Source organism: Pedobacter sp. 05T44, from assembly GCF_056395985.1.
The window spans coordinates 83,809-103,925 of sequence record NZ_JBFTKO010000009.1; the positions used below are offsets into that span (position 1 = coordinate 83,809).

General features: G+C 41.0%; 18 protein-coding genes. 6 read left to right on the forward strand and 12 right to left on the reverse strand.

Going from position 1 to position 20,117, the window contains the following annotated elements; all coding sequences use genetic code 11:
* Positions 1–181: 181 nt before the first annotated feature.
* Positions 182–1,357 (forward strand): hypothetical protein, encoded by a 1,176-nt coding sequence (locus AC1DDK_RS15235; RefSeq protein WP_288882674.1) that lies wholly within the window; start codon positions 182–184, stop codon positions 1,355–1,357.
* 64 nt (positions 1,358–1,421) lie between these two features.
* Here the strand turns inward: AC1DDK_RS15235 and AC1DDK_RS15240 are convergent, their stop codons facing one another.
* From AC1DDK_RS15240 to AC1DDK_RS15255, 4 genes are all read right to left on the reverse strand, one after another.
* On the reverse strand, positions 1,422–2,210 hold the full coding sequence (locus AC1DDK_RS15240) for a peptidase associated/transthyretin-like domain-containing protein (RefSeq protein ID WP_288882676.1): 789 nt from the start codon (positions 2,208–2,210) through the stop codon (positions 1,422–1,424).
* 207 nt (positions 2,211–2,417) lie between these two features.
* Positions 2,418–3,662, reverse strand: a complete 1,245-nt coding sequence (locus AC1DDK_RS15245; protein ID WP_337717404.1) for an OmpA family protein — start codon at positions 3,660–3,662, stop codon at positions 2,418–2,420.
* A gap of 247 nt (positions 3,663–3,909) precedes the next feature.
* On the reverse strand, positions 3,910–4,482 hold the full coding sequence (locus tag AC1DDK_RS15250; RefSeq protein WP_288882678.1) for a hypothetical protein: 573 nt from the start codon (positions 4,480–4,482) through the stop codon (positions 3,910–3,912).
* A 236-nt stretch (positions 4,483–4,718) separates the two neighbouring features.
* Positions 4,719–6,953, reverse strand: a complete 2,235-nt coding sequence (locus tag AC1DDK_RS15255) for a tetratricopeptide repeat protein (RefSeq protein WP_288882680.1) — start codon at positions 6,951–6,953, stop codon at positions 4,719–4,721.
* A gap of 566 nt (positions 6,954–7,519) precedes the next feature.
* Between AC1DDK_RS15255 and AC1DDK_RS15260 the strand changes: the two genes are divergently transcribed.
* Genes AC1DDK_RS15260 through AC1DDK_RS15270 form a run of 3 tightly spaced genes read left to right on the forward strand, consistent with a single transcriptional unit; the run spans position 7,520 to position 11,188 of the window.
* Complete coding sequence (locus AC1DDK_RS15260; RefSeq protein WP_288882681.1) at positions 7,520–8,266, forward strand: hypothetical protein; 747 nt, start codon at positions 7,520–7,522, stop codon at positions 8,264–8,266.
* Between the two features lie 31 nt (positions 8,267–8,297).
* The gene (locus AC1DDK_RS15265; RefSeq protein WP_288882683.1) at positions 8,298–9,713 is read left to right on the forward strand and encodes a S41 family peptidase; all 1,416 of its coding nucleotides are present in this window, start codon (positions 8,298–8,300) and stop codon (positions 9,711–9,713) included.
* A gap of 20 nt (positions 9,714–9,733) precedes the next feature.
* Positions 9,734–11,188: a pyridoxal phosphate-dependent decarboxylase family protein gene (locus tag AC1DDK_RS15270; protein WP_288882684.1), complete on the forward strand. Its 1,455-nt coding sequence runs from the start codon at positions 9,734–9,736 to the stop codon at positions 11,186–11,188.
* Positions 11,189–11,661: 473 nt separating this feature from the next.
* Here AC1DDK_RS15270 and AC1DDK_RS15275 read toward each other — a convergent pair whose 3' ends face one another.
* On the reverse strand, positions 11,662–12,228 hold the full coding sequence (locus tag AC1DDK_RS15275) for a hypothetical protein (protein WP_288882686.1): 567 nt from the start codon (positions 12,226–12,228) through the stop codon (positions 11,662–11,664).
* 81 nt (positions 12,229–12,309) lie between these two features.
* Between AC1DDK_RS15275 and ettA the strand changes: the two genes are divergently transcribed.
* Positions 12,310–13,989 carry an energy-dependent translational throttle protein EttA gene (ettA, locus tag AC1DDK_RS15280; RefSeq protein ID WP_172661113.1) on the forward strand — a complete coding sequence of 560 codons (1,680 nt, stop codon included), beginning with the start codon at positions 12,310–12,312 and terminating at the stop codon, positions 13,987–13,989.
* Between the two features lie 43 nt (positions 13,990–14,032).
* Here ettA and AC1DDK_RS15285 read toward each other — a convergent pair whose 3' ends face one another.
* The 6 genes from AC1DDK_RS15285 to AC1DDK_RS15310 form a co-directional block, all read right to left on the reverse strand.
* The gene (locus tag AC1DDK_RS15285) at positions 14,033–14,953 is read right to left on the reverse strand and encodes a TIM barrel protein (RefSeq protein ID WP_172661114.1); all 921 of its coding nucleotides are present in this window, start codon (positions 14,951–14,953) and stop codon (positions 14,033–14,035) included.
* An 89-nt stretch (positions 14,954–15,042) separates the two neighbouring features.
* Positions 15,043–15,861 (reverse strand): alpha/beta hydrolase, encoded by an 819-nt coding sequence (locus AC1DDK_RS15290; RefSeq protein WP_172661115.1) that lies wholly within the window; start codon positions 15,859–15,861, stop codon positions 15,043–15,045.
* Between the two features lie 3 nt (positions 15,862–15,864).
* A complete protein-coding gene (locus AC1DDK_RS15295; protein ID WP_172661116.1) occupies positions 15,865–16,737 on the reverse strand; it encodes an ROK family protein in 873 nt (290 codons plus the stop codon).
* 152 nt (positions 16,738–16,889) lie between these two features.
* The gene (locus tag AC1DDK_RS15300) at positions 16,890–17,117 is read right to left on the reverse strand and encodes a DUF1456 family protein (RefSeq protein ID WP_048907167.1); all 228 of its coding nucleotides are present in this window, start codon (positions 17,115–17,117) and stop codon (positions 16,890–16,892) included.
* Between the two features lie 45 nt (positions 17,118–17,162).
* Positions 17,163–18,470 (reverse strand): DEAD/DEAH box helicase, encoded by a 1,308-nt coding sequence (locus AC1DDK_RS15305; protein WP_172661117.1) that lies wholly within the window; start codon positions 18,468–18,470, stop codon positions 17,163–17,165.
* A gap of 26 nt (positions 18,471–18,496) precedes the next feature.
* Positions 18,497–18,715: a hypothetical protein gene (locus tag AC1DDK_RS15310; protein ID WP_172661118.1), complete on the reverse strand. Its 219-nt coding sequence runs from the start codon at positions 18,713–18,715 to the stop codon at positions 18,497–18,499.
* Positions 18,716–18,983: 268 nt separating this feature from the next.
* Between AC1DDK_RS15310 and AC1DDK_RS15315 the strand changes: the two genes are divergently transcribed.
* Positions 18,984–19,457, forward strand: a complete 474-nt coding sequence (locus AC1DDK_RS15315; RefSeq protein WP_099436931.1) for a ribonuclease H-like YkuK family protein — start codon at positions 18,984–18,986, stop codon at positions 19,455–19,457.
* A 32-nt stretch (positions 19,458–19,489) separates the two neighbouring features.
* On the opposite strand, the gene AC1DDK_RS15320 is transcribed toward AC1DDK_RS15315, so the two are convergent.
* A complete protein-coding gene (locus AC1DDK_RS15320; RefSeq protein WP_288882687.1) occupies positions 19,490–20,074 on the reverse strand; it encodes a DUF4468 domain-containing protein in 585 nt (194 codons plus the stop codon).
* Positions 20,075–20,117 lie beyond the last annotated feature (43 nt).

Here is a 20,117-nt window from a genome sequence, read left to right on the forward strand (position 1 = left end):
GATTCTTCTATTTTCAACAGTCTCATTTCGCAATGGCATCATTGGCTGAAGGAAGGCATTTAAATTTGTAGCTCAGCTTTCTATATGCGCTTTATGGCGGCATGTCCCAACCTTCCGTCTTCGAAATTTAGACTTCGAATTGTTTTGATGTGTATTTGCGGATTAAATTAATCAAATCAACATGAATAAATTCTTTCTCTATGGCCTGGCGGCCATTTTCGCGATTAGCGCGTGCAAAAAAACCAAGAAGGACGAACCCGCGACTCCAACTCCCCAAGGACAAAACGAAATCCCAACCGGTCCTGATGGCAAAGGCGGCAGTATTCCAGCCACTTCTGACATTTATTTATTTGGAAAAAATGGTTTACCTAGTTCCAATTACGTATTGTGGACGGCAGATGCCAAGTTTGACAATTTTCTAAATTATGATCTGAGTCCAATGGCTATTGAGGGCCTCTTCATCCAAGGAAATAAGCTTAACGCCAGCAAATCCGTTAACTTTTTCGGTTCTCACATGATCAGCCAGAATAAGTACCGTATCAGTTACTTCAGCAAGGACAAATATTATCACCTGGCCGAGGAGCTTAAGGTACCCATTTCCAACAATTTTACCGAGGCTTTTGTTGCGTATGCTCACTTCCAAAAAAATCTTTACATGCTCGCAGAATCCTTTGGTGCTTCAACGATGCAATATTACTATAGGATTAGTGAAAAAGGAGAATTCTCGGTCCATGAGCTTACACCCAACATAGACTATAACTTAATAGCCGGAAGTAACAATGGTGCTGTACTTGCGAAAGCCGAGCCCCGGCTGCTCTGGACCGAGCTTGACATTTACCGGGATAAGAACAAGATCAATAATTTCAAACTAGAAAAAAATGGATACAGTTTTATTAGTTTATTGGATATGCAACTTATAAATGACCAGACGCTTTTCTTCAACAGTTCCGCAAGAAGGGATTCGGACGAATCAATCCAATATTTATTCATCACCATCAATCTTCAGACTAAGGTGACTAGGATTTATACGACCAGTCATATTCCGGCCAATTCAACTGTTGGAAGTGTCTTTGTAAGCCAAGGGAAGCCTTATATCCCGGTAACTGCGAACGCTACGGGAGAATGTTTTTATATTTCTCTTGCTTTAAGCGAAGCAGGCACACCTACTGTTGACAAAGTGCAATTGGAGACAGTAGCTGGAACCACCTTTCATGCTGATCAGGTTTTTATCGAAGGAAACGACGTGTATGTGATGGGCGGTGAAGGTGACCTGCCATGCTATTGGAAAAACAAGAAGCTGGTGAGACTGAAACACAATGGTGTAGGCTCTGGATATGCCTCTGACATCAGGAAATAGATCCCTCAATTATAACCGAGACAGCTTCCGTCTCATCGATGGGAGCTGTCTTGGTTGGTATTCATCAATAGTAATACTGGATGTTCGCCGTATTCTTACCAGCCGAAGTACTGGGCTCAAAATCTATAGTCATTTGCGCGGTGTATGGACTGGTAGAGTCTAACACTCTCAAAGTCAAGGGAACCCTTGTTCCCCCAGTTAAATACGTTGCAGTGACCACATATCGTCCGATAGGGATGTCTAGCAACCTTCCGTATGAGATCGTTTGTGATTCACCACTTTTTCTAGTTAATGCTTGTCCGTTTGAACCATCAATTAAATTACCTACCGGCGTCAACTTGAATTCAATATTGTGTTCATCTAATATATACCGGCCCGGATGATTATAAATATACACGCTACCTCCGTAGAATCCTTCCATTTCCGTCGGTTTGGGGCCGGATAACTTCCATTGAAAGTTGACTACTGCACCCTTATTGCTGAAGGATTCATTATTATCAGGATCAAGCGGAAGTTCATAGTTTTTACCGTTAAATACCTTCTTAACGTATGCAGAGGCGTGAAAAGTACCCACATTCGGCAGTTTGATTTTATAGTTACCATTAGCGTCGGAAGTACCAGCCGCGTATGTATGATTGCCAACTAGTGTATTTTCAACAATGACTTCAATCCCCGCCATGGGGCCGCCCTTGGAATCCTTCACTTTGCCAGTAGCGTAACCATCTGATGGCCCAGCTGCTGAACTTTTTTTACATCCATATCCGGTAAGGACAACGACTGCAATACTGGTTTGAATAGCAAGGACTATCGCCTGCCTGAATAAGCCTTTTGCGGCTGCTGATTTTTGTTTCATATAATATTTAATTTAATTGCTTAGAAAGTAGCTGCTGGTTGTTAAATTTGAAATCAGCAAACCCCAATCCTGGAAGTTTGCTGATACGATTATTAGCTAACCTATAATCCTTCTGATCAAAGTGATTATCGATTTACTTGAACGCGACCTCTCACGTTAAAGATCTTAATACAAACATTTTTGAGATGCTGGGCCGCACCTTTTTGACTATTGCGATATCTTGATGAACTCCACTCGTCTGTTTTGCATCCTGCCGGTGAGGGTATTATTTTCCGCAATGGGCTGAACAGCACCTTTGCCTTGGGTTTGCAGCAAGGATGCCTCAACTCCATATTCCTCTATTAAACTTTTTTTTACCGCCTCCGCACGTTTTTTTGACAAGACTAGATTGTCAGCATCATTCCCCTGATTATCAGTATGTCCAATGATGGTGAATTTCACGTTGCCATTTTCTTTGAGCGCAGCGGCGATTTCCCGCATTAAGCCAGTTGACTCAGGTTTAATTTGATCGGAGTTAGAATCGAAGAGAATTCCACTGGTACTGTACCTGCCTTCACTGAGCAACTTAGTACGGGTATCAGCTAAACCTGCCGCAACTCTGAAATTTGTATAATAAAATGCCGGGCTTCCCTCTTTGGTTTTAGCGCCCCATACCAACAACTGGTTAAAATTATGGGGACTTGCGACAGCGATCGGCAGGTCAAAAATCTTATCGGCATTCATCCACAGCCTGAGCCTTTCTTTTTGTACTGCTATGGCCACGTGAACTACATTTCTGTAGTTCGTCTGGAAACCAGGAAGCTTCACTTTTTCACTCTGCAGCTTCACTAGCGCGTTTTGGCGGGAATCGAGGGTAACTATGGCATTGTCGGCATGCAGACCAGCAGAAAACTTTAACATATTTTTAATGGTATAAGCGTTGTAACCTACTTTGGTTGCTTTATTCCCCCGATCAAAGAGCTCAAAGCCCAGAGCTGGCCGCACATAGCGGGTCGCCGGATCTATATCCATAAATACATCAAATTCATAGGTGAAATTTTCGGGGAACTTGAAAGTCGGCGAAAGTAGCGCTCCGGAACTCATCTTAACCCATTTTCCGGCGAAACCTTCCAGGGTAACCACCTCTCCGCTACCATTGGTAAACCACTTAAGAGGAAACTCACCAATTTGATCTTGCTCAAAGTTTTCTGTAAAGAGAATCGAGGCCCCCGGAACAAAATCATATTTAGAATAGGATTTTACCTCGCGGGTACTGCCACTTGCAGGCTCTTCTGTTTGTTTGAGCGAAGAAGAGGTTGATGTACTTTCCTCTTGTTTTTTTTCTTCCATTGCTTTTTCAGCCTTTTGCGTACTTTTTTTTATAATCAGATCTGTTGCAGCCGCTTCCGCCTTTTTCTGCAGTTTTTTTAGAAAACCCTGACTAAAGCAAGGGCTTGTTAGGCCGATGGCCATTAGTACTAATAAGTGATGTTTCTTAATCATAGCTGTTAAATAAACCCCCTTGGCTAAACGCTTCGAATATGCCCTGCCATGGGGAGGTAAACGATGAATGCAAAAATCCATACTTATCTATTGGCCCTCAACCATAATCGACCAACGTCCTGATATAGTAGACATAAGGCAGCCTAACATCGCCGCATGGGTGTTAAAATTATCAACGTTACCGCTGCATTAATAGCAGCAGGATGATCGCGGACTATTATTGCTTTACCAGCGGCAGAAAGAACCTTCCATCCAAATTAATGTGCGTGTTTCTAGGCTGAACCGGATCTTCTTTATCCGGATCCCAACTGGAAACGATAGTATGAGAAAAAGTACCGCCCAGCATTTTTGTTTCTTTTTTATAACTAAGCTCTATCGTACCTACGGTATTGCCAGGTAAGAAATCAGCAGTGGAACCGGAGGCGCGCCGATATTGATAATTCACATAGTAGGCGGGTGACGAAGAGATTCTGACAGGATAAAGACCCGTATAACCGGGCTTTAGCGCTGCTGCAGGGATTACTATAGTGATGTTATCTCTTCCAGCGGGATAGGCGGTCTTTAGCGCTACCGATAAGCTGCCATCTGTCAGAATATTTGCGGCAGCTGTAATTGCGGTGGTTGAGTACTTTGTACTTACCGTATTCCCACCCCCAGGGTAGTAGAACGTTCTTGCAAATGACGCACGAGAGGCCATCAGGTCGGCACCTTCTGGTTTATCCCGCCTCTTTTTGCAGCTAAAAAAAACGCAAATCAGAGCAACAGGAAGCATCGTTGTAATGGTTTTCATAATTATACAGTTAAAATCCTGTTGTGAAACCTATGGTCTGTTAAAGCATAAAGTTGCCAAGAGGAAGGAAGGTCTAAAATGTTTGTCGACATACAACCAAATACCTAAGATCAGTAACGCAATTATAGCGTTAGACCGCTTCATAAATCGGAGACAATGGAATTCTGAGAAAAAGAGGCTCGCCAAACGGAAAACGAAAAATCCAACGATAAAGCCTGTGTCGCATACTGTGTTCCTTATTTGAACCAGGAACTGATCGCCGCATCTGCGCTGCCAGCCACGCTGTTTCCAATTCCGTCCATACCCTTAGGCCCTCCTGTAAAACCCGAATTGATGCCAAAACTAGCTTCAAATCCTTTTTCAATCGTTGTGGCTGCTCCCTCCCCTTTAACGCCGCTTGAGGCAGAGATGACCACATTTGCACCAGTACGAATACCGGCGTCGGCAAAGGAATTGTTCTTATCAAAACTGATAAAGAAGGCTTCGTAAGCTTCAGCCTTAATACCGCCCCGAATCCCAATTTGGCTCCCCTTTACATCGCCGATACCCCCGCCAGCTTCCAAGAAGGCAATCAGGCTTAAAGTCGACTCTCCTGTTTCAAAGTTCTTCTTGAAGTTGAACTTGACAAATTCCGGCGCTTTGATTGTCCAGCTCAACTCCTTACAGTTTGCTTTCAGCGATGCTATTCCAAGTTCCATATTTAGGTTGACCGGGCAGGCATATTCAAAATCGGCGAGTCTACTTTTCTGTCTTGGCTGGCGATCAAGATTGCCACAGGCCGGCTCGACCACGGGATAACCCACTACTTTTTTGATCTCTTTAAGGTATTGAATCGCGGCACTGTAGTACTGAAAGTTGGAAAGGTACTCATTCACACCTGTCAGGTATTGCCATTTGGAATTGAAATGGAATCTTTCCCTGGCCGCTTGGAGTTGCACTTTGTCAAAGCCATCTGCTGCAAGTGCGCAGCTTTCAAGATAGACGCCAATCCGCTCGTCCTTTTCCTGGCAACTTTGTCTGCTAAGCTTTTCTATCATAAGACAGCCAGCACCTTTGCCTTCACGGCATTCGTAACCGGACATCATCTGGATAAATTTTTCCTGGATTTTCTGCAGGTCCTGATCTAATGCTTTTTTTTCCTGTGCGATGGTCCACCGGTATGACTGCTCCGCCTGCTGCATTTTCTGCAAAAGCTCTCGCTGGATATACCTGTTAGGCAGTACGCGGGTGGCTTTAATAACGATTGGGGACATTAATGGAGTCGGGCTTTGGCCGGTGGCCAGTGTATGGGTATAAGCATCTCGCACGGTCTTTTGCAGTTCCGAATTCCCCAGTTTAGAGGCCTTGCCGGCAAGTACGCCCAGTTCGGAGATCATGTTGTCAATCTGGTCTGAAAACTCCAACTGCTGGACTTTGACTTGTTCTGCGTCGTTAACACTGGTTTGATGCGCCGGCTTTTTGAATTTATAGAGATTAAAATAATCGGGAATGTGTTTTGCTCTGGCTAGGAAATCATAAGCGTCGCCGCTTTTATCATACTGACTAATCAAATCCATGGCTTCGGTAGTTAACTCGCTTTGAACCGAAGCCTTAGCCAGCTCCAATGCCTTGGCGGTATTACCATTGGATTTGGCGATGCGTGCGGCAGTATTGTTTGCCTGGGCATGCCTGGGATTCTCCTTGAGGCATTTGGCGAAGTAGAACATGGCGCTGTCTTTTAGCCCAACTCCGGCAAAAGATTGTCCCATATTGTTAAGCACCATCGGGTTGTTTGGGTTTCGCAACACCAGTCCTCTTAAAATGGGTATTGCCTGAGCAGGTGCACCAGCAGTGATGAGCATGCCACTCAGATTGTTGAGATTCAAATCATGGTTTACATCTTTTAATGCTACTTTCATTGCCAGCAGAAGTCCAGACGCTGTACCACCATTATAAAACGCATAAATGGAAAGTTCTGCCATTTTGGATAGCGTGTCTGCCGCCAGAACAATAGCGGTATCCACAGCCGCAAGATCTGCTGCTGACATTCGGGATATCGCTTTACTTTCCAGGTTAACGATGTAGTCATTGAGCTTTTTTCCGGCCAACGGATTTTTCGGCAGGTCGCCAATGTACAATCTGGGGAAATCATTGGCTGGTCTGGCCTTTTGAAATGCTCCCTTTGTGCCTGTTCTGTTTACACCCAGCTGACTGGCAAGCCCTGCAAGTACTGCAGGATCAATCTTACCTCCGGAACCTGCTTTCTTTTTCATTTCCGCAATCATCTTTTGGATTTGAGAGGCATTTGGTTGTTTTTTTTGCTGGGCCATGCCGGTGCTGCTTAAACATTGCAGGCTGATCAGCAAAGTTACAAGGACTTTGTTTCCTCGAATACGGCCAAACGGCCAGATCTCTGCTGACAGGTTGCTAATACTGGACAACCAAAATTCTCCAATGGTTCTGTATATAATTTTTATAATCAATGAGTACATAGGGTTTCTTTACGTTAAAAGTTCACAGCTACCTTATCCGATGTCATGCGCCCGGGTAGTTTCACGGTAAGTGCGCTCAGTCGTTTTTGGCAATCTGATTTATAGTTTTTTCCAATTGGAAGCGCCTTGCCAAGGATTTTTATTGAAAATGAATGATAACATAATTGTCAATCTTAATATGCCGGGACAATACTGCGGCTCCAAAGATCAGCCTCGACAGAAAAAGTGTAAAATATCGTAGACAAAAGTAACTACGTTGTCGCCGAAATGCCGTTTTTAACATTTAAACAACCTCTTCTTAACATTAATGCTTTGCCTGTGCTGACTTTCCCTAACGGAAGCCTCGGAAACCATGTTGCAATTCTTCCGGGATGATCTGTCGCCTAACTGGCCCATAGTTTCTGTCTGATTTGCCGGCCTGGCATTGAAGACTACTTTTTTAAATAGGTGTTTGGGAGTTTGATGTTTAAGTGTTGTTAAAGGGCTCCATTGAGTTGTATGTCGATGAAAACATGTTCCATTTCGACAGCCATATTAGCGTGTGAGCCGCATCTCTACTTTTGAGCATGAAAAATTATTTTATCATCGCCTTACTGCTGATCTGTTCTTATTCACGGGAAATCGTATCGGCGCAAAGTACCATTCCAGACTTTAAGGCAGTCTGGGCTGCAGGACAGCAAATTTCATTGAAGTCCTATACCTGGTCCGAGCAGGGTACGACCGAACAATATAATCAAACCAGTAGTACATGGGCAAGGTACAAGGCGGGCATTCTTCCAGAGCTGTTTCGCGAAGATATCGGGAGCATTGATGATGGCAATGCCCTAATACAAGTTGGGAAAGCCACTTATACCTTTAAAAAATATAAGCAGGCATATAGCGGCTGGCCGATTGTGCATTTCGAAGACCTGGTATTTATAAAAATGTCTATCCAATCCTTCGACAGTGTCAAATCCGACTTTAAAAAAATAGGAATTGACCTCGCTAAGGGAAGGCAGCAAGTTTGGAATGGCAGGACAACTTTAATTTTTGGTGCAAGTCATCCCTTGGATGAAGATACAGATCAGGTATGGTATGATGCCATTGAAAAGTATCCGGTGAGGTGGCGATACGACAGCAGATCAGGTCCGGTGGACATACAATATTCCGGTTACAAAAAAATTGATGGTGTCTGGTTCCCGGCTCAAAGAAAGGAATATGTGAACAAGAAATTGCACCAGGTAGTTCAATATGAAAGGGTGCGGTTTAATCTACACTTAGACCCTGAGATTTTTGACCCCGGACAATTTGGGTCTGCACACTGGTTAAATTGATTCTATTCAAATTTTACTTATACCAAATCAAATGAAGATAATTCAATTTATTACAGTGTTGCTCTGCCTCGGTCAGGCAAGCATTGCCCAAAAAATTTTTACCAAGTCCGAGTTAAAAAAAGATTTCTCAATCATTCGTGCCGCGTTGCAGGAGGCGCATCCCGGGCTTTACAGGTACAGAACAAAACAACAGATCACGACCGCCTTTGAGCAAACGGAGAGCCGCCTGAATAAAGATATGACAGAATTGGAATTTTACCGGATAGTGAACCCAATGATTGCCTACCTTGCCGACGGCCATACCAAATTTCACCGTCAAAAAAGGCCAGATGATCATTTTGCCTTTTTTGAACAAGGTTACTTTCCATTGAAATTGCACTTTAGAAAAGATAAAGCTTATATTCTTAAGTCATTTTCAGATCCGTCGTTTCCGTATGCGGGATGCGAACTAAAGTCAATTAACGGGAAAGCCATTAGTGAAATCAAGTCCCTTCTTTTCCAAAATATTTTTTCAGATGCTGATGGAGAAACGTTCAAATATCAGGAGCTGAATCAAACATTTTCGGGTTATTATGCAGAAGTCTTAGGCGACAAAAATGTATTTGATATCCAGTTGATTGATAAGACGGGCAAACCGAAAGGGATATCAGTAAGATCGGCGGCGGCCACTGCTTTTCCCAGGTTCATTCCTCTGGAGCCCATATATTCACTTATCTACCCAAGTGCAAAAGTCGCATTAATGCGTATCCCGGTCTTTCAGGAAAAAGAAGGTTTACAGAAATATGAGGATTTTTTAGCAAGCGCGTTTAAAAATATTAAAGACAAGTCGATCAATTCGCTCATTATTGATCTCCGGGATAATGAAGGCGGCACCGACGCCTTTGGGTTCAAACTCTACGCTTACCTCACAGCTATGCCGTTTAGATATTATGACCGTTTTACGGTGGCGGGAAAACCAGATTACTCATTTTCTGAGTACGCATGGCTTCCGCCGGAGTTAGCCTACCTTAAACAATTTATTGTTAAAAAAGGCAACGAGTATCTATTTACGCAAAAAGAGGGTCTTGGACTGCAAACTCCGCAGCCAAATCCGTATACGGGCAAATTAATCGTATTGGTCAACGGCAGAAGTTTCTCGGTGACCAGCGAATTTGCAGCAATTGTAAAAGATAACCGGCGAGCGATGCTGGTTGGCGAAGAAACTGGCGGCGGGTATACTGGAAATTCAAGCGGCGGCTTTGCAATGGTCACCTTGCCAAATACCAAACTTGGGCTAGACGTTCCCTTGCTTGGCTATTACATGCACTTGAAGAACCCGACTGCAACCGCGAAAGGAGTTCCCGTTGAGCTAAATATAAATCCAACTATACAACAGATTTTAACCGGGGAGGATGTGGTGCTTAGACAGGCGCTTATACTCGCAAAAAGCCTTCCCAAATCCCAATGATGACGCATAAAAGCAGAATAATGAAAGAACAAAGCCTAGATCCGGAAAACTGGCATCAAATGCGCAAACTCGGACATCAGGTAATTGATGATGTGATTGACCTATTGTGTAACATTGGGCACGTGCCCGTATGGAATGAGGTGCCACAGGAAGTCAAAAACACCCTTTCCACGGACCTCCCCCAATTTCCCACTACAGCAAACGATGTATACGTTGAATTTTTACGAACGATACTGCCATACCCAAAAGGAAATATCCATCCAAGATTTTTCGCCTGGGTACAGGGCGGCGGAACCCCACTGGGTGCATTTGCGGACCTACTCGCATCGGCGATGAATCCCAATGTCACGATCGGTGAACATTCGGCAATGTATGTCGACCAGCAAGTAGTGAAATGGTGTAAGCAGCTAATGGGTTTTCCAGAAACATCATCGGGTCTGCTGGTTAGCGGCGGTTCAATGGCTAACATTACTGCACTGACCGTTGCCAGAAATCATAAAGCAGGCTACGATGTAAGAACCAATGGTTTATACGGTTCGCCTGCCGCATTAGTATTATATTGCTCAGTTGAAACCCATAGCTGTGTGTTAAAAGCAGCTGAGATTCTTGGTCTTGGGAAAAATTCCGTTCGCCTGATCGGAGTTGACAAACAGTACCGGATTAAAATAAAAGATCTGGAAAAACAGATTCAAACTGATCTGAAAACCGGATTTAGCCCGTTTTGTGTTGTAGCTACCGTGGGAACGGTCAATACCGGCGCAATAGACCCGCTTAAGTCAATCCGGGATATTTGCAGGACTTATCAGCTTTGGTTTCATATAGATGGTGCTTACGGAGCACCAGCAAAACTGACTGGATCTCACAAACAGAGGCTCAGATACATTGAAGATGCAGACAGTGTCGCTTTTGACTTGCATAAATGGTTTCAAGCACCTTATGAGGCGGGCTGTGTGTTGATCAAAGATCAGGAAGTTCACCGGGCGGCATTTTCATTCACTCCAAAATATTTGATGAACGAAATGGAAGGACTGGCAGGCGGCCTCGATCCCATCACCAATTACGGTTTCGAGCTTTCCAGGGGTTTTAAAGCCCTAAAAGTATGGATGTCTTTTAAAGAACATGGTATTAAAAAAATTACCCGGCAAATTGTCCAAAATCTACGGCAGGCAAAGCACCTAGGGCTGTTGATTACTCGTAATCCGGAGCTTGAACTGATGGCACCGATTAGCCTGAGTATAGTGTGTTACCGGTTCATAAGACAGGGTATAAGCCAATCTGAGGCAAATGCACTCAATCGCGAGTTGCTCATTAAGTTACAGGTGAGCGGAATAGCATCTCCTTCATCCACAATTCTGGGAGGGGCTTACTGCATCAGGGTATGCATATTAAACCACCGAACCAAAACATCTGATATTGAACTGTTGGTTGCACAGTCCATAAAAATTGGCTATTCCATTTCGGAGGCAATCAAATAACTTAACGAGGAATGATTGCAAAAGTAGTGTTGGCCAGATAAAATTAATGTGCAGACTGAAGCTACACCTGAGCCAGTCGTCCAAATGGGGATTATTCCGTATGTGGCCACCTCTTTCGCGGAACGTGGCCTCATATTACGGCCCAAAATGATCAGTTGATTTCGTTGAAAAATGGTCAGTCGGCTTATTTTAAGCCGTTTTTAGCCTCAAGAAAAGCACCATGGGATGATAACTCATTTCGGTCATAAAAATTAATTAGCATGCCTCTAATTGCGTTTCATTGCAAAATTCTGAGGCCAATCCATGAAGACTTCTTCAGATACATAGATTTATCAAAAACTGAGGTCACGATCTCCTCTCAGGTCTCAAAAATAGCCTTTGAAACTATCCGTCATCAGTCACGGCGCTAAAAATAAAAGAGCTCCACTAAAAAATGGATAAGGGTGAATTTTCGGGATTTGAATATATTGGCCTCAAAGACTAAGATTCCTCCGGATATGAAGGGTAGAAGTTCGGGTGCACAGTTTGGCCCGAAATGAAGTGTCTACTATCTGCGAAATATACACGTTGTCATCTATTAGTCGGATATCATGTTCTTTACCGATACTCTTTAAGTATGGAATAAATTGATTTTCATGAAATCTCTTATAGATTTTTGCAGAAATTTCCTTACTGGGGATAGGGTTAACATAATTCATCGAGGCGAACCATAGCTTAAATACATCAGCATACTTGTATTGTTCCGATGCTTTAATTTCCTCCATTATCCGATCTTCTACCTGTTTCTCCCGAAATCTAGGATCTATTCCATTCTTTAAATCAGCTTCTACCCATCCCAGGATTATTTCTGCCTCATACTGTTTAGTTTTTGGATTACGGATTCTATTAAGATCCTTTTTATAGGAATTACCATATTCCTTGGGGTATTCTTTCCCTTCATTTGGATATTGAATCGAATATCTGATACACCACTTTTTTACTGGCTTTCCTTTCTTATCTTTGCTATAAATATAGGGTTCAGAATGTGTGAAGTTTGACATAGTTTTCTTTTTAGTTAACAAAAAAATTGTCCCCGTTTTGTCCCCGTTTTAATAAAAACAACTCTAATATACGAAATAACGATGTCCGACGAGAAAATAATATTTTCAATGGCCGGGGTAAATAAGATTTACCCCCCTCAGAAACAGGTTTTAAAGAACATATACCTTTCCTTTTTTTATGGTGCAAAAATAGGTGTTATTGGTTTAAATGGATCGGGAAAATCATCGGTTTTGAAGATCATTGCTGGTATTGACAAAGCTTTTCAAGGCGAAGTTGTTTTCTCTCCGGGCTACACTGTAGGTTATCTTGCACAGGAGCCGGAACTAGATGAAAACAAAACAGTTAGAGAGGTTGTTGAAGAGGGCGTAGCTGAAATTACCGCTATCCTTAAAGAATACGAGTCTATTAATGAACAGTTTGGTTTGCCGGAAGTTTACGAAGATGCTGATGCAATGGATAAACTAATGGCCAAACAAGGTGAGCTTCAGGACAAAATTGATGCTGTAAATGCATGGGAGCTGGATAACAAATTAGAACGTGCAATGGATGCGCTTCGCTGCCCAGATCCGGATACAAAAATTTCAGTACTATCGGGTGGAGAAAGAAGACGTGTGGCGATGTGTCGTTTACTACTGCAGGAACCAGATGTTTTATTACTAGATGAACCTACGAATCACCTTGATGCTGAAAGTATTGATTGGTTAGAGCAGTTTTTAAAAGAATACAAAGGAACTGTAATTGCAGTAACCCACGATAGGTATTTCCTTGATAATGTTGCCGGATGGATTCTTGAGTTAGACCGAGGTGAAGGTATTCCATGGAAAGGAAACTATTCATCATGGTTAGATCAAAAGGCTAAACGTTTGGCACAGGAAGAAAAAACGGAGAGCAAACGTCAGAAAACTCTTGAAAGAGAGCTTGAGTGGGTACGTATGGCACCGAAAGCGCGTCATGCTAAATCTAAAGCTCGTCTATCAAACTATGACAAGCTGGCATCAGAGGATTCGAGAGAAAGAGAAGACAAATTGGAATTGTTTATTCCGCCTGGACCAAGATTGGGGAATGTAGTTATTGAGGCAAACAATGTTACCAAAGCTTATGGCGATAAATTGTTATTTGAGAATCTGAGTTTCTCTTTACCACCTGCCGGTATAGTAGGTATTATTGGCCCTAATGGTGCAGGTAAAACAACATTATTCCGCCTAATTACTGAACAGGAAACTCCAGATACCGGGACATTCCGTGTTGGAGAAACTGTTTCACTTGGTTATGTAGATCAGATGCACAATGACCTTGACCCTGCCAAAACGGTATATGAAAATATTACTGATGGCTTAGATAATATCCAATTGGGTAACAAAGCGGTAAATGGGCGTGCATATGTTTCTAAATTCAACTTTAATGGTGGTGATCAGCAAAAGAAAGTTGGCATTTTATCTGGCGGAGAGCGTAATCGGGTGCATTTAGCCATCACTTTAAAGAAAGGTGCAAACGTATTGTTACTGGATGAGCCAACCAATGATATCGACGTAAATACTTTACGTGCACTAGAAGAAGCCTTGGAAAACTTCGGTGGCTGTGCAGTTGTAATCAGTCACGATCGTTGGTTCCTAGACCGTATTTGTACACACATTTTAGCCTTTGAAGGAAACTCTCAGGTTTACTTCTTTGAAGGCAACTACAGTGATTACGAGGAAAACCGTAAAAAACGCCTGGGCGATGTAACTCCTCATCGCATTAGGTACAAAAAATTAGTATAGTACTCTTTAACAAAACAGGCCGGTAATACCGGCCTGTTTTGTTTTATTTATATTGCTTTTGTATTCTTAACAACAGCTCTTTCGTTTTTTTGATTCCCTCATCTTCCGACAAACCTTCGCCTTCATATTCAATACCCACAATACCACTCCATTTTGCATCCTTAATAATTTTAAACATGCGATCGTAGTCGATATCTTTTTCATCACCCTTTTCATTGAAATTAAAGGTTTTCGCGCTAATTCCTTTTGCAAATGGAACCAGATCAGTTACTCCCTGGTACATATCGTACACTCTATCTGCACTCACTCTAAAATTACCAAAATCAGGCAAGGTGCCACAATAAGGGCTATTAACCTGTTTCATAACATCCGACAACCATTTTCCATCAGAAGAATACCCTCCATGATTTTCAACTATAATGTTGATTTTATTTTGCTTACCATATTCAGTAAGTCTGCCTAAACCATCCACCACTGCAGTTTTCACATCCTGTTCAGATCCATTTCCTGCTGCATTTACCCGAATCGTTTTACAACCAAGCACTTTGGCCGCATCCACCCACTTATGGTGATTTTCAATAGCCTTTGAACGCGCTTTTTCATCAAGATTTCCCAATTCACCTTCTCCGTCAATCATGATTAAGTGATTTTGAATTCCCTCATTTTGAGTTATGCTTTTTAGTTCTTTCAGGTATGCCGGATCAGTTTCTTTTTTATTAAAAAATGGACTTACATACTCAACTATATCAATACCGAAATCTTTTTTAGCTTTTATAGGGAACTCAAGGTTTGTTAACTTACCGCCAAACAATGATTTATGCAATGACCACTGAGCTAAAGATATACTGAAAAATTCTTTTTTAGGGAGTGCCAGTGCGTCAAACGGAATTAAAGAAGAAAGTCCTGCAGCTGCAGATAACATTCCTAAATCTTTGAGAAAACTTCTGCGATCTGTTGTATTCATGTTCTTATTTATAAAGGGTAACTATCGGTTTTGTCCTTCTAAAATAGGAATAATTCCAGCAGATTTCTCTAGTTATTTATGAAAACGTATTATTTTTTGATGAATTGATTATTAAAGAACATCAGTTGAAATCCGATCGCGTTTTTCCAATAATCCCAGTTATGAGATCCCGGTCTGATGGTAAAATCATGCGGAATGTTATTGTATTGCAGTTTCTCGTGCAATTTGATATTCACATTGTAAAAAAAATCTTCAGAGCCACAATCGATAGTTAAAGCAAGTTTGTTAGGAACAAGTAGATAGGTTAAATCGATAACAGAATTTGCTTTCCAACGCTCAGGATATTTATCTTCAGGTCCAAGGCGCTTGGCGATGTCCCAGTTCAACGGGAAAGGTTTAATGTCTACACCACCACTCATACTACCAGCAGCGCCAAATATGTCCTGATGTTTAAAGGCCAAATATAGTGCACCATGGCCGCCCATACTTAAACCTGTAATTGCACGACCTTTTCTATCTTTTATGGTCTTATATTTTTGATCTATCCAATTAACCAGTTCAGTAGCTACATAAGTTTCATATTTCCAGGCGGGGTCTTCAGGACTATCAAAATACCAACTGGTAACATTTCCATCGGGGCATACAATGATCATCTGATAATGATCTGCATATTCCTTAATTGATGGCACCTTATTTACCCAACCAGAATAAGCATCTCCGGCTCCGTGCAGTAAATAAACTGTTGGATATGTCTTGCCTTCATTGTAACCCTCAGGAGTAATTACAACAGCCTTAATATTTTTCTTCATTGCAGCGCTATAGGTCGATACCGTATCAACCTTAGCTGCAAAAACTGATTCGGCACTAAAAAATGCAAAGATGCCGATGAGAAAACCCCATTTTTTCATTTTCTAATTACTTATCCAGGTACATGCAGCACCTACAAGAGCAGCGTCTTCCCACATCTCGCTTTGCTTTATTACCACGGTTTTATTAACTAACTTTTCCTGCAATTTAGTAATAAAATGATCCCATGTTTTGGCAATATTTCCACCAATTACCAACACCTGTGGATTTTCATCAGCAATAAAATCATTTAAGAAAGCCGCCAGGTTTGTAGAAAACTCTTCAAATAGTTGTTCCGTTACAGACTCATCTGCCGTAGCGAGCAATTCTTCAACATTTTTCGCTTCCTTTCCGGTTAACTCTTTATAGTGTTTCAAGAACCATCGGGTTGATATGTATTCTTCAGCAATACTGTCTTGAAAAGGAGCAAATGCTAAGTTCATATCCGTTACCCGACCATTGCAATTACTTGTTGAGCCAAGTCCTGTACCCAATGTTATTCCTATTGCTCTTTCAAAATCTGATGCAGCACCCGATGCAAGTTCACCTCTTAAAAATGCTTCTGCATCATTTATGAAAACAATATGCTCACCTGGAATGCCTAATTTTTCGGATAAAATAGTGCGGATATTTAATCCATATAATGAATCATATTTCTGCATACCTTTCATCAATGAAATACCTTCCTGATAATCGAAGGGTCCGGGCATGGCTATTCCAATTCTTATTGTCTCATCAGAAGATTTTAAAATTAGTGAAGAAAGTGCATCTACCCACGACTGGATAATTACTTCTGCACTGTCCATTGATGCCACGCGTAAACGTTGCATAGAACTATCAATAACTTTATATGTTGAGCAATCTACGTGTGCTGCTGTGATATGAGAGCCACCTATGTCGACCCCAATAAAGGGAAGTTTAGAGGTTTTAGTATTCATTTATTTAGGTCTATTTGGTTAACAATAGAATTGCTTTGATTCTACAACTCAAATAAAGACATTTAAACCGTTTTAGCAAAATTTATTTACATTTTTTTATTGCTTAAAAAGTGGCAGAATGCTAATAAATTGAAGATGGCAAAAAATATTATCTATTTCACTGGCCTTGGTCCACGTTTGTAGATAACCAACCCATTTAGGAAATTGCGAAGAATCTGATCGCCACAAGGTTTAAAATTTGGGTGGTCATCACTTCTAAAGAACGAGCCCAATTCACTCTTGGTGATCTTAAAGTTTACTAATTCCATGATCTTAATAATATCATCATTAGTTAGTTCAAGTGCTACACGCAACTTTTTAAAAATATCGTTATTGCTCATATGTTGAGTTTTATATAGTAAATCCTTTAGATGCTTTTGGTTCCATTACATTGCCACTTCGATCTTAACCTTTTTCCCTTTAATCTTCTCATTAGCCAAAGATTTCAGAATTCGGTTAATCATATTGCGCTTCACGGCAACGTATGAAGACTGATCTTTAACTTCAATCAATCCCACATCTTCCTTTTGTAAACCACCCTTTTTAAGTAACAAGCCAACGATATCAATTTTATTTACTTTGTCTTTTTTACCGGCAGCAATGTATAAGGTTTGCCATTCGCTATCGCCTGGCAATACAAAATTACCCTTTAAATTTTCAGTTTCTATGTCAGCTTTTAAAAATGGATACTTTTCATCATCAGCAACAATTAGATATGCAGTACCTTTAGCATTCATTCTGGCTGTACGCCCGTTACGATGTAAAAATGCATCTTCTGTATATGGCAACTGATAGTGAATGATACATTGCACTTCAGGAATATCTAAGCCTCGTGAAGCGAGGTCAGTAGTGATAAGGATCTTTATACTTCCATTTCTGAACTTCAATAAGGCCCTCTCCCTCTCATCCTGCTCCATTCCACCATGAAATATATCATGTGCCAGATCTTTGTCTATCAATAAATCGCTAATACGGTCAACCGTTTCTCTATGGTTACAAAAAATCAAAGTATTTTTATTCCCGATTTTGCAAATCAGTTTTAATAGGGTGTCTAACTTATCTTCGGCTGTAGTAAGTACTTTTTTAAGCTTTAAATCGGGAACAACTTTTACATCCTTTAAAAAGTTAATCTCTGTTGGCTTACTAACACCAGTAAAACCAGGAATCTCTTCCATAGCTGTAGCCGAAGTAAGTAAACGTTGCTTTAAAGAAAGTAGCTTATGAATAATGTACGACATGTCTTCCTGAAAACCAAATTCGAGCGCTTTATCGAATTCATCCAGTATAAGTGTACTTATCGTAGATTCATCAAAATTTTCGTGACGGAGGTGGTAAGCTATCCGACCTGGGGTGCCAATAAGTACTGCAGGAGGTTGCTCCAGATTATTTCGTTCCGTTCTTACCGGATGACCGCCATAACAGCAATTCACCTTAAAACCTGTAGCCATTTGTTTAAAAACAGTTTCAATTTGCAATGCAAGTTCCCGGGAAGGAACAAGCACTAAGGCCTGAACACCCTTAACTTCGGGTTTTAGGTTGTTTAGAATAGGTAATAAAAAACCAATTGTTTTACCTGAACCTGTTGGAGCAAGTAAAACTACATCACCACCCTTTTTCCATGCGGCAATAGATGCCTGCTGCATTTCATTTAGTGAAGCTATTTTTAAATTTTCCAATACCTTTTCTACCATCATGGCGCAAAGATAGCGGAATTAAGGCATTAAAACTTCAGATACTTCTTTCTTAAGTGTTTCATTGAGCTGTTTAGCCGAACCTCCATGTTCATAAGCATATGCCCTCTTTCACAGATCCATGTTGTCATTTTCCGATTTGCATGCTTAATTGGGGTATATACATTGTCGTTAAGCATTTCACTATAATCTACAGATGCCCTGCTCCTTTGCATCAAATAAAACTCATTTATCAATTCTGTCTTCATAATGATTTAATCTGATTAATTTATTATTGGTACATTTATATATATAATACTATCTAGTGCCGTTTTGTTTTAACGAATATTCCTTTTGCAATAGTATACCAAGCGTATATTAAAGATACCATAACCCACAACAAAACAGCACACTAAAGTGTTGACAACTAGCGAATTGTTAGCAATTAAACAATAAAGAATTAACTTCATTTTAATTTAATCCCCTTATTTTTAGGAAACCTGAATACGGGTTGTTTATGATAACACCAATTAGCGTATGATCTGGAAAAAATTTAGCGGCGAGGTAATCCACGCACCCATCTTAGAAGAAGTAGAAAAGGCCATCATCAGAGAAACTGAAAAAGGCTATCACCTTAAAGTTTGTATCGGTACAGATTCACAGGTCAAAGGAGCTTTAACTGATTTTGCGACTGTAATAGTCCTGTTAAGAGAGCACCATGGAGGTTTTATGTATATCCACCAGGAGAAAACACCTCAGCGCATGAGCATAAAGGAAAGAATGCTTATTGAAGTTCAAAAGTCTATTGAAACCGCTTACTCAATTTGCGATCTTTTAGATCTGTATGATGTAGATCTGGAGGTACATGCCGATATTAACACCAACCCAATGTTTAAATCAAACAAGGCTTTAAATGAAGCCATGGGCTATATCCTCAGCATGGGCTTTATTTTCAAAGCAAAACCCGAAGCTTTTGCCAGCTCAACCTGTGCTGATAAAATGGTGCATTAAATAAGGGCATATCTTTTAAAACTAATAGCCTATTACCACTTTGTTGTGGAAATGGTAGCAGGCTTCTTTGTTTCGGGCTGTGGATCTTTAATGGTATTACTCATAGTAGCTTTTAGCTTATCCGCAATTTTTTTGGATTCTCGGGCAATAGATGCTACATTCTTTTCCCATTCAGCATTATTTAATTTGCCTGGGGATTTCTCAAGCGCTGTACTAACAGCCACCGGAACGAAATTACCATAACGGTCCCGCTCATAAGGAGTAAACATAAAGTCGGTAAGTATTAATCGATATTTACCATTACGCAGTTCCAATGAGATGTTATATTTAGCCTCACCTGTTGGATGACCTACTCCTACAAGGCTTTTATTTAAAACCATTTTCCCTTTTCCATAAAAAGCAGTATCTCCTTCTGAAGAATTCAGTTTAATAGCTTTTGAGTAGCCTTTGAAAAAGCGCTTAGCATTTGCAGACATCACTTCTTTTTTAACAAGCGGAAGTTCTGCAACCTCTAAAAAAGTATACTTCCCGCGCTCATCCATGGGTAATACATTTGTTTGAGAGAATGCACTGAGACTAAATACGAATAAGGATAGAACAAACATTATTTTTTTCATCGGTAAATAATTGATTTAAAGCTTAGAAAAGAGAATAAAAAAC

Coding starts and splice junctions, on each gene's coding strand:
- AC1DDK_RS15245 (WP_337717404.1), bottom strand. CDS start 3,662: ATGGCCATCGGCCTAACAAGCCCTTGCTTTAGTCAGGGTTTTCTAAAA.
- AC1DDK_RS15275 (WP_288882686.1), bottom strand. CDS start 12,228: ATGTCAAACTTCACACATTCTGAACCCTATATTTATAGCAAAGATAAG.
- AC1DDK_RS15270 (WP_288882684.1), top strand. CDS start 9,734: ATGAAAGAACAAAGCCTAGATCCGGAAAACTGGCATCAAATGCGCAAA.
- AC1DDK_RS15240 (WP_288882676.1), bottom strand. CDS start 2,210: ATGAAACAAAAATCAGCAGCCGCAAAAGGCTTATTCAGGCAGGCGATA.
- AC1DDK_RS15255 (WP_288882680.1), bottom strand. CDS start 6,953: ATGTACTCATTGATTATAAAAATTATATACAGAACCATTGGAGAATTT.
- AC1DDK_RS15320 (WP_288882687.1), bottom strand. CDS start 20,074: ATGAAAAAAATAATGTTTGTTCTATCCTTATTCGTATTTAGTCTCAGT.
- AC1DDK_RS15305 (WP_172661117.1), bottom strand. CDS start 18,470: ATGATGGTAGAAAAGGTATTGGAAAATTTAAAAATAGCTTCACTAAAT.
- AC1DDK_RS15265 (WP_288882683.1), top strand. CDS start 8,298: ATGAAGATAATTCAATTTATTACAGTGTTGCTCTGCCTCGGTCAGGCA.
- AC1DDK_RS15315 (WP_099436931.1), top strand. CDS start 18,984: ATGATCTGGAAAAAATTTAGCGGCGAGGTAATCCACGCACCCATCTTA.
- AC1DDK_RS15295 (WP_172661116.1), bottom strand. CDS start 16,737: ATGAATACTAAAACCTCTAAACTTCCCTTTATTGGGGTCGACATAGGT.
- AC1DDK_RS15250 (WP_288882678.1), bottom strand. CDS start 4,482: ATGAAAACCATTACAACGATGCTTCCTGTTGCTCTGATTTGCGTTTTT.
- AC1DDK_RS15285 (WP_172661114.1), bottom strand. CDS start 14,953: ATGAATACAACAGATCGCAGAAGTTTTCTCAAAGATTTAGGAATGTTA.
- AC1DDK_RS15235 (WP_288882674.1), top strand. CDS start 182: ATGAATAAATTCTTTCTCTATGGCCTGGCGGCCATTTTCGCGATTAGC.
- AC1DDK_RS15310 (WP_172661118.1), bottom strand. CDS start 18,715: ATGAAGACAGAATTGATAAATGAGTTTTATTTGATGCAAAGGAGCAGG.
- AC1DDK_RS15290 (WP_172661115.1), bottom strand. CDS start 15,861: ATGAAAAAATGGGGTTTTCTCATCGGCATCTTTGCATTTTTTAGTGCC.
- AC1DDK_RS15260 (WP_288882681.1), top strand. CDS start 7,520: ATGAAAAATTATTTTATCATCGCCTTACTGCTGATCTGTTCTTATTCA.
- AC1DDK_RS15300 (WP_048907167.1), bottom strand. CDS start 17,117: ATGAGCAATAACGATATTTTTAAAAAGTTGCGTGTAGCACTTGAACTA.
- ettA (WP_172661113.1), top strand. CDS start 12,310: ATGTCCGACGAGAAAATAATATTTTCAATGGCCGGGGTAAATAAGATT.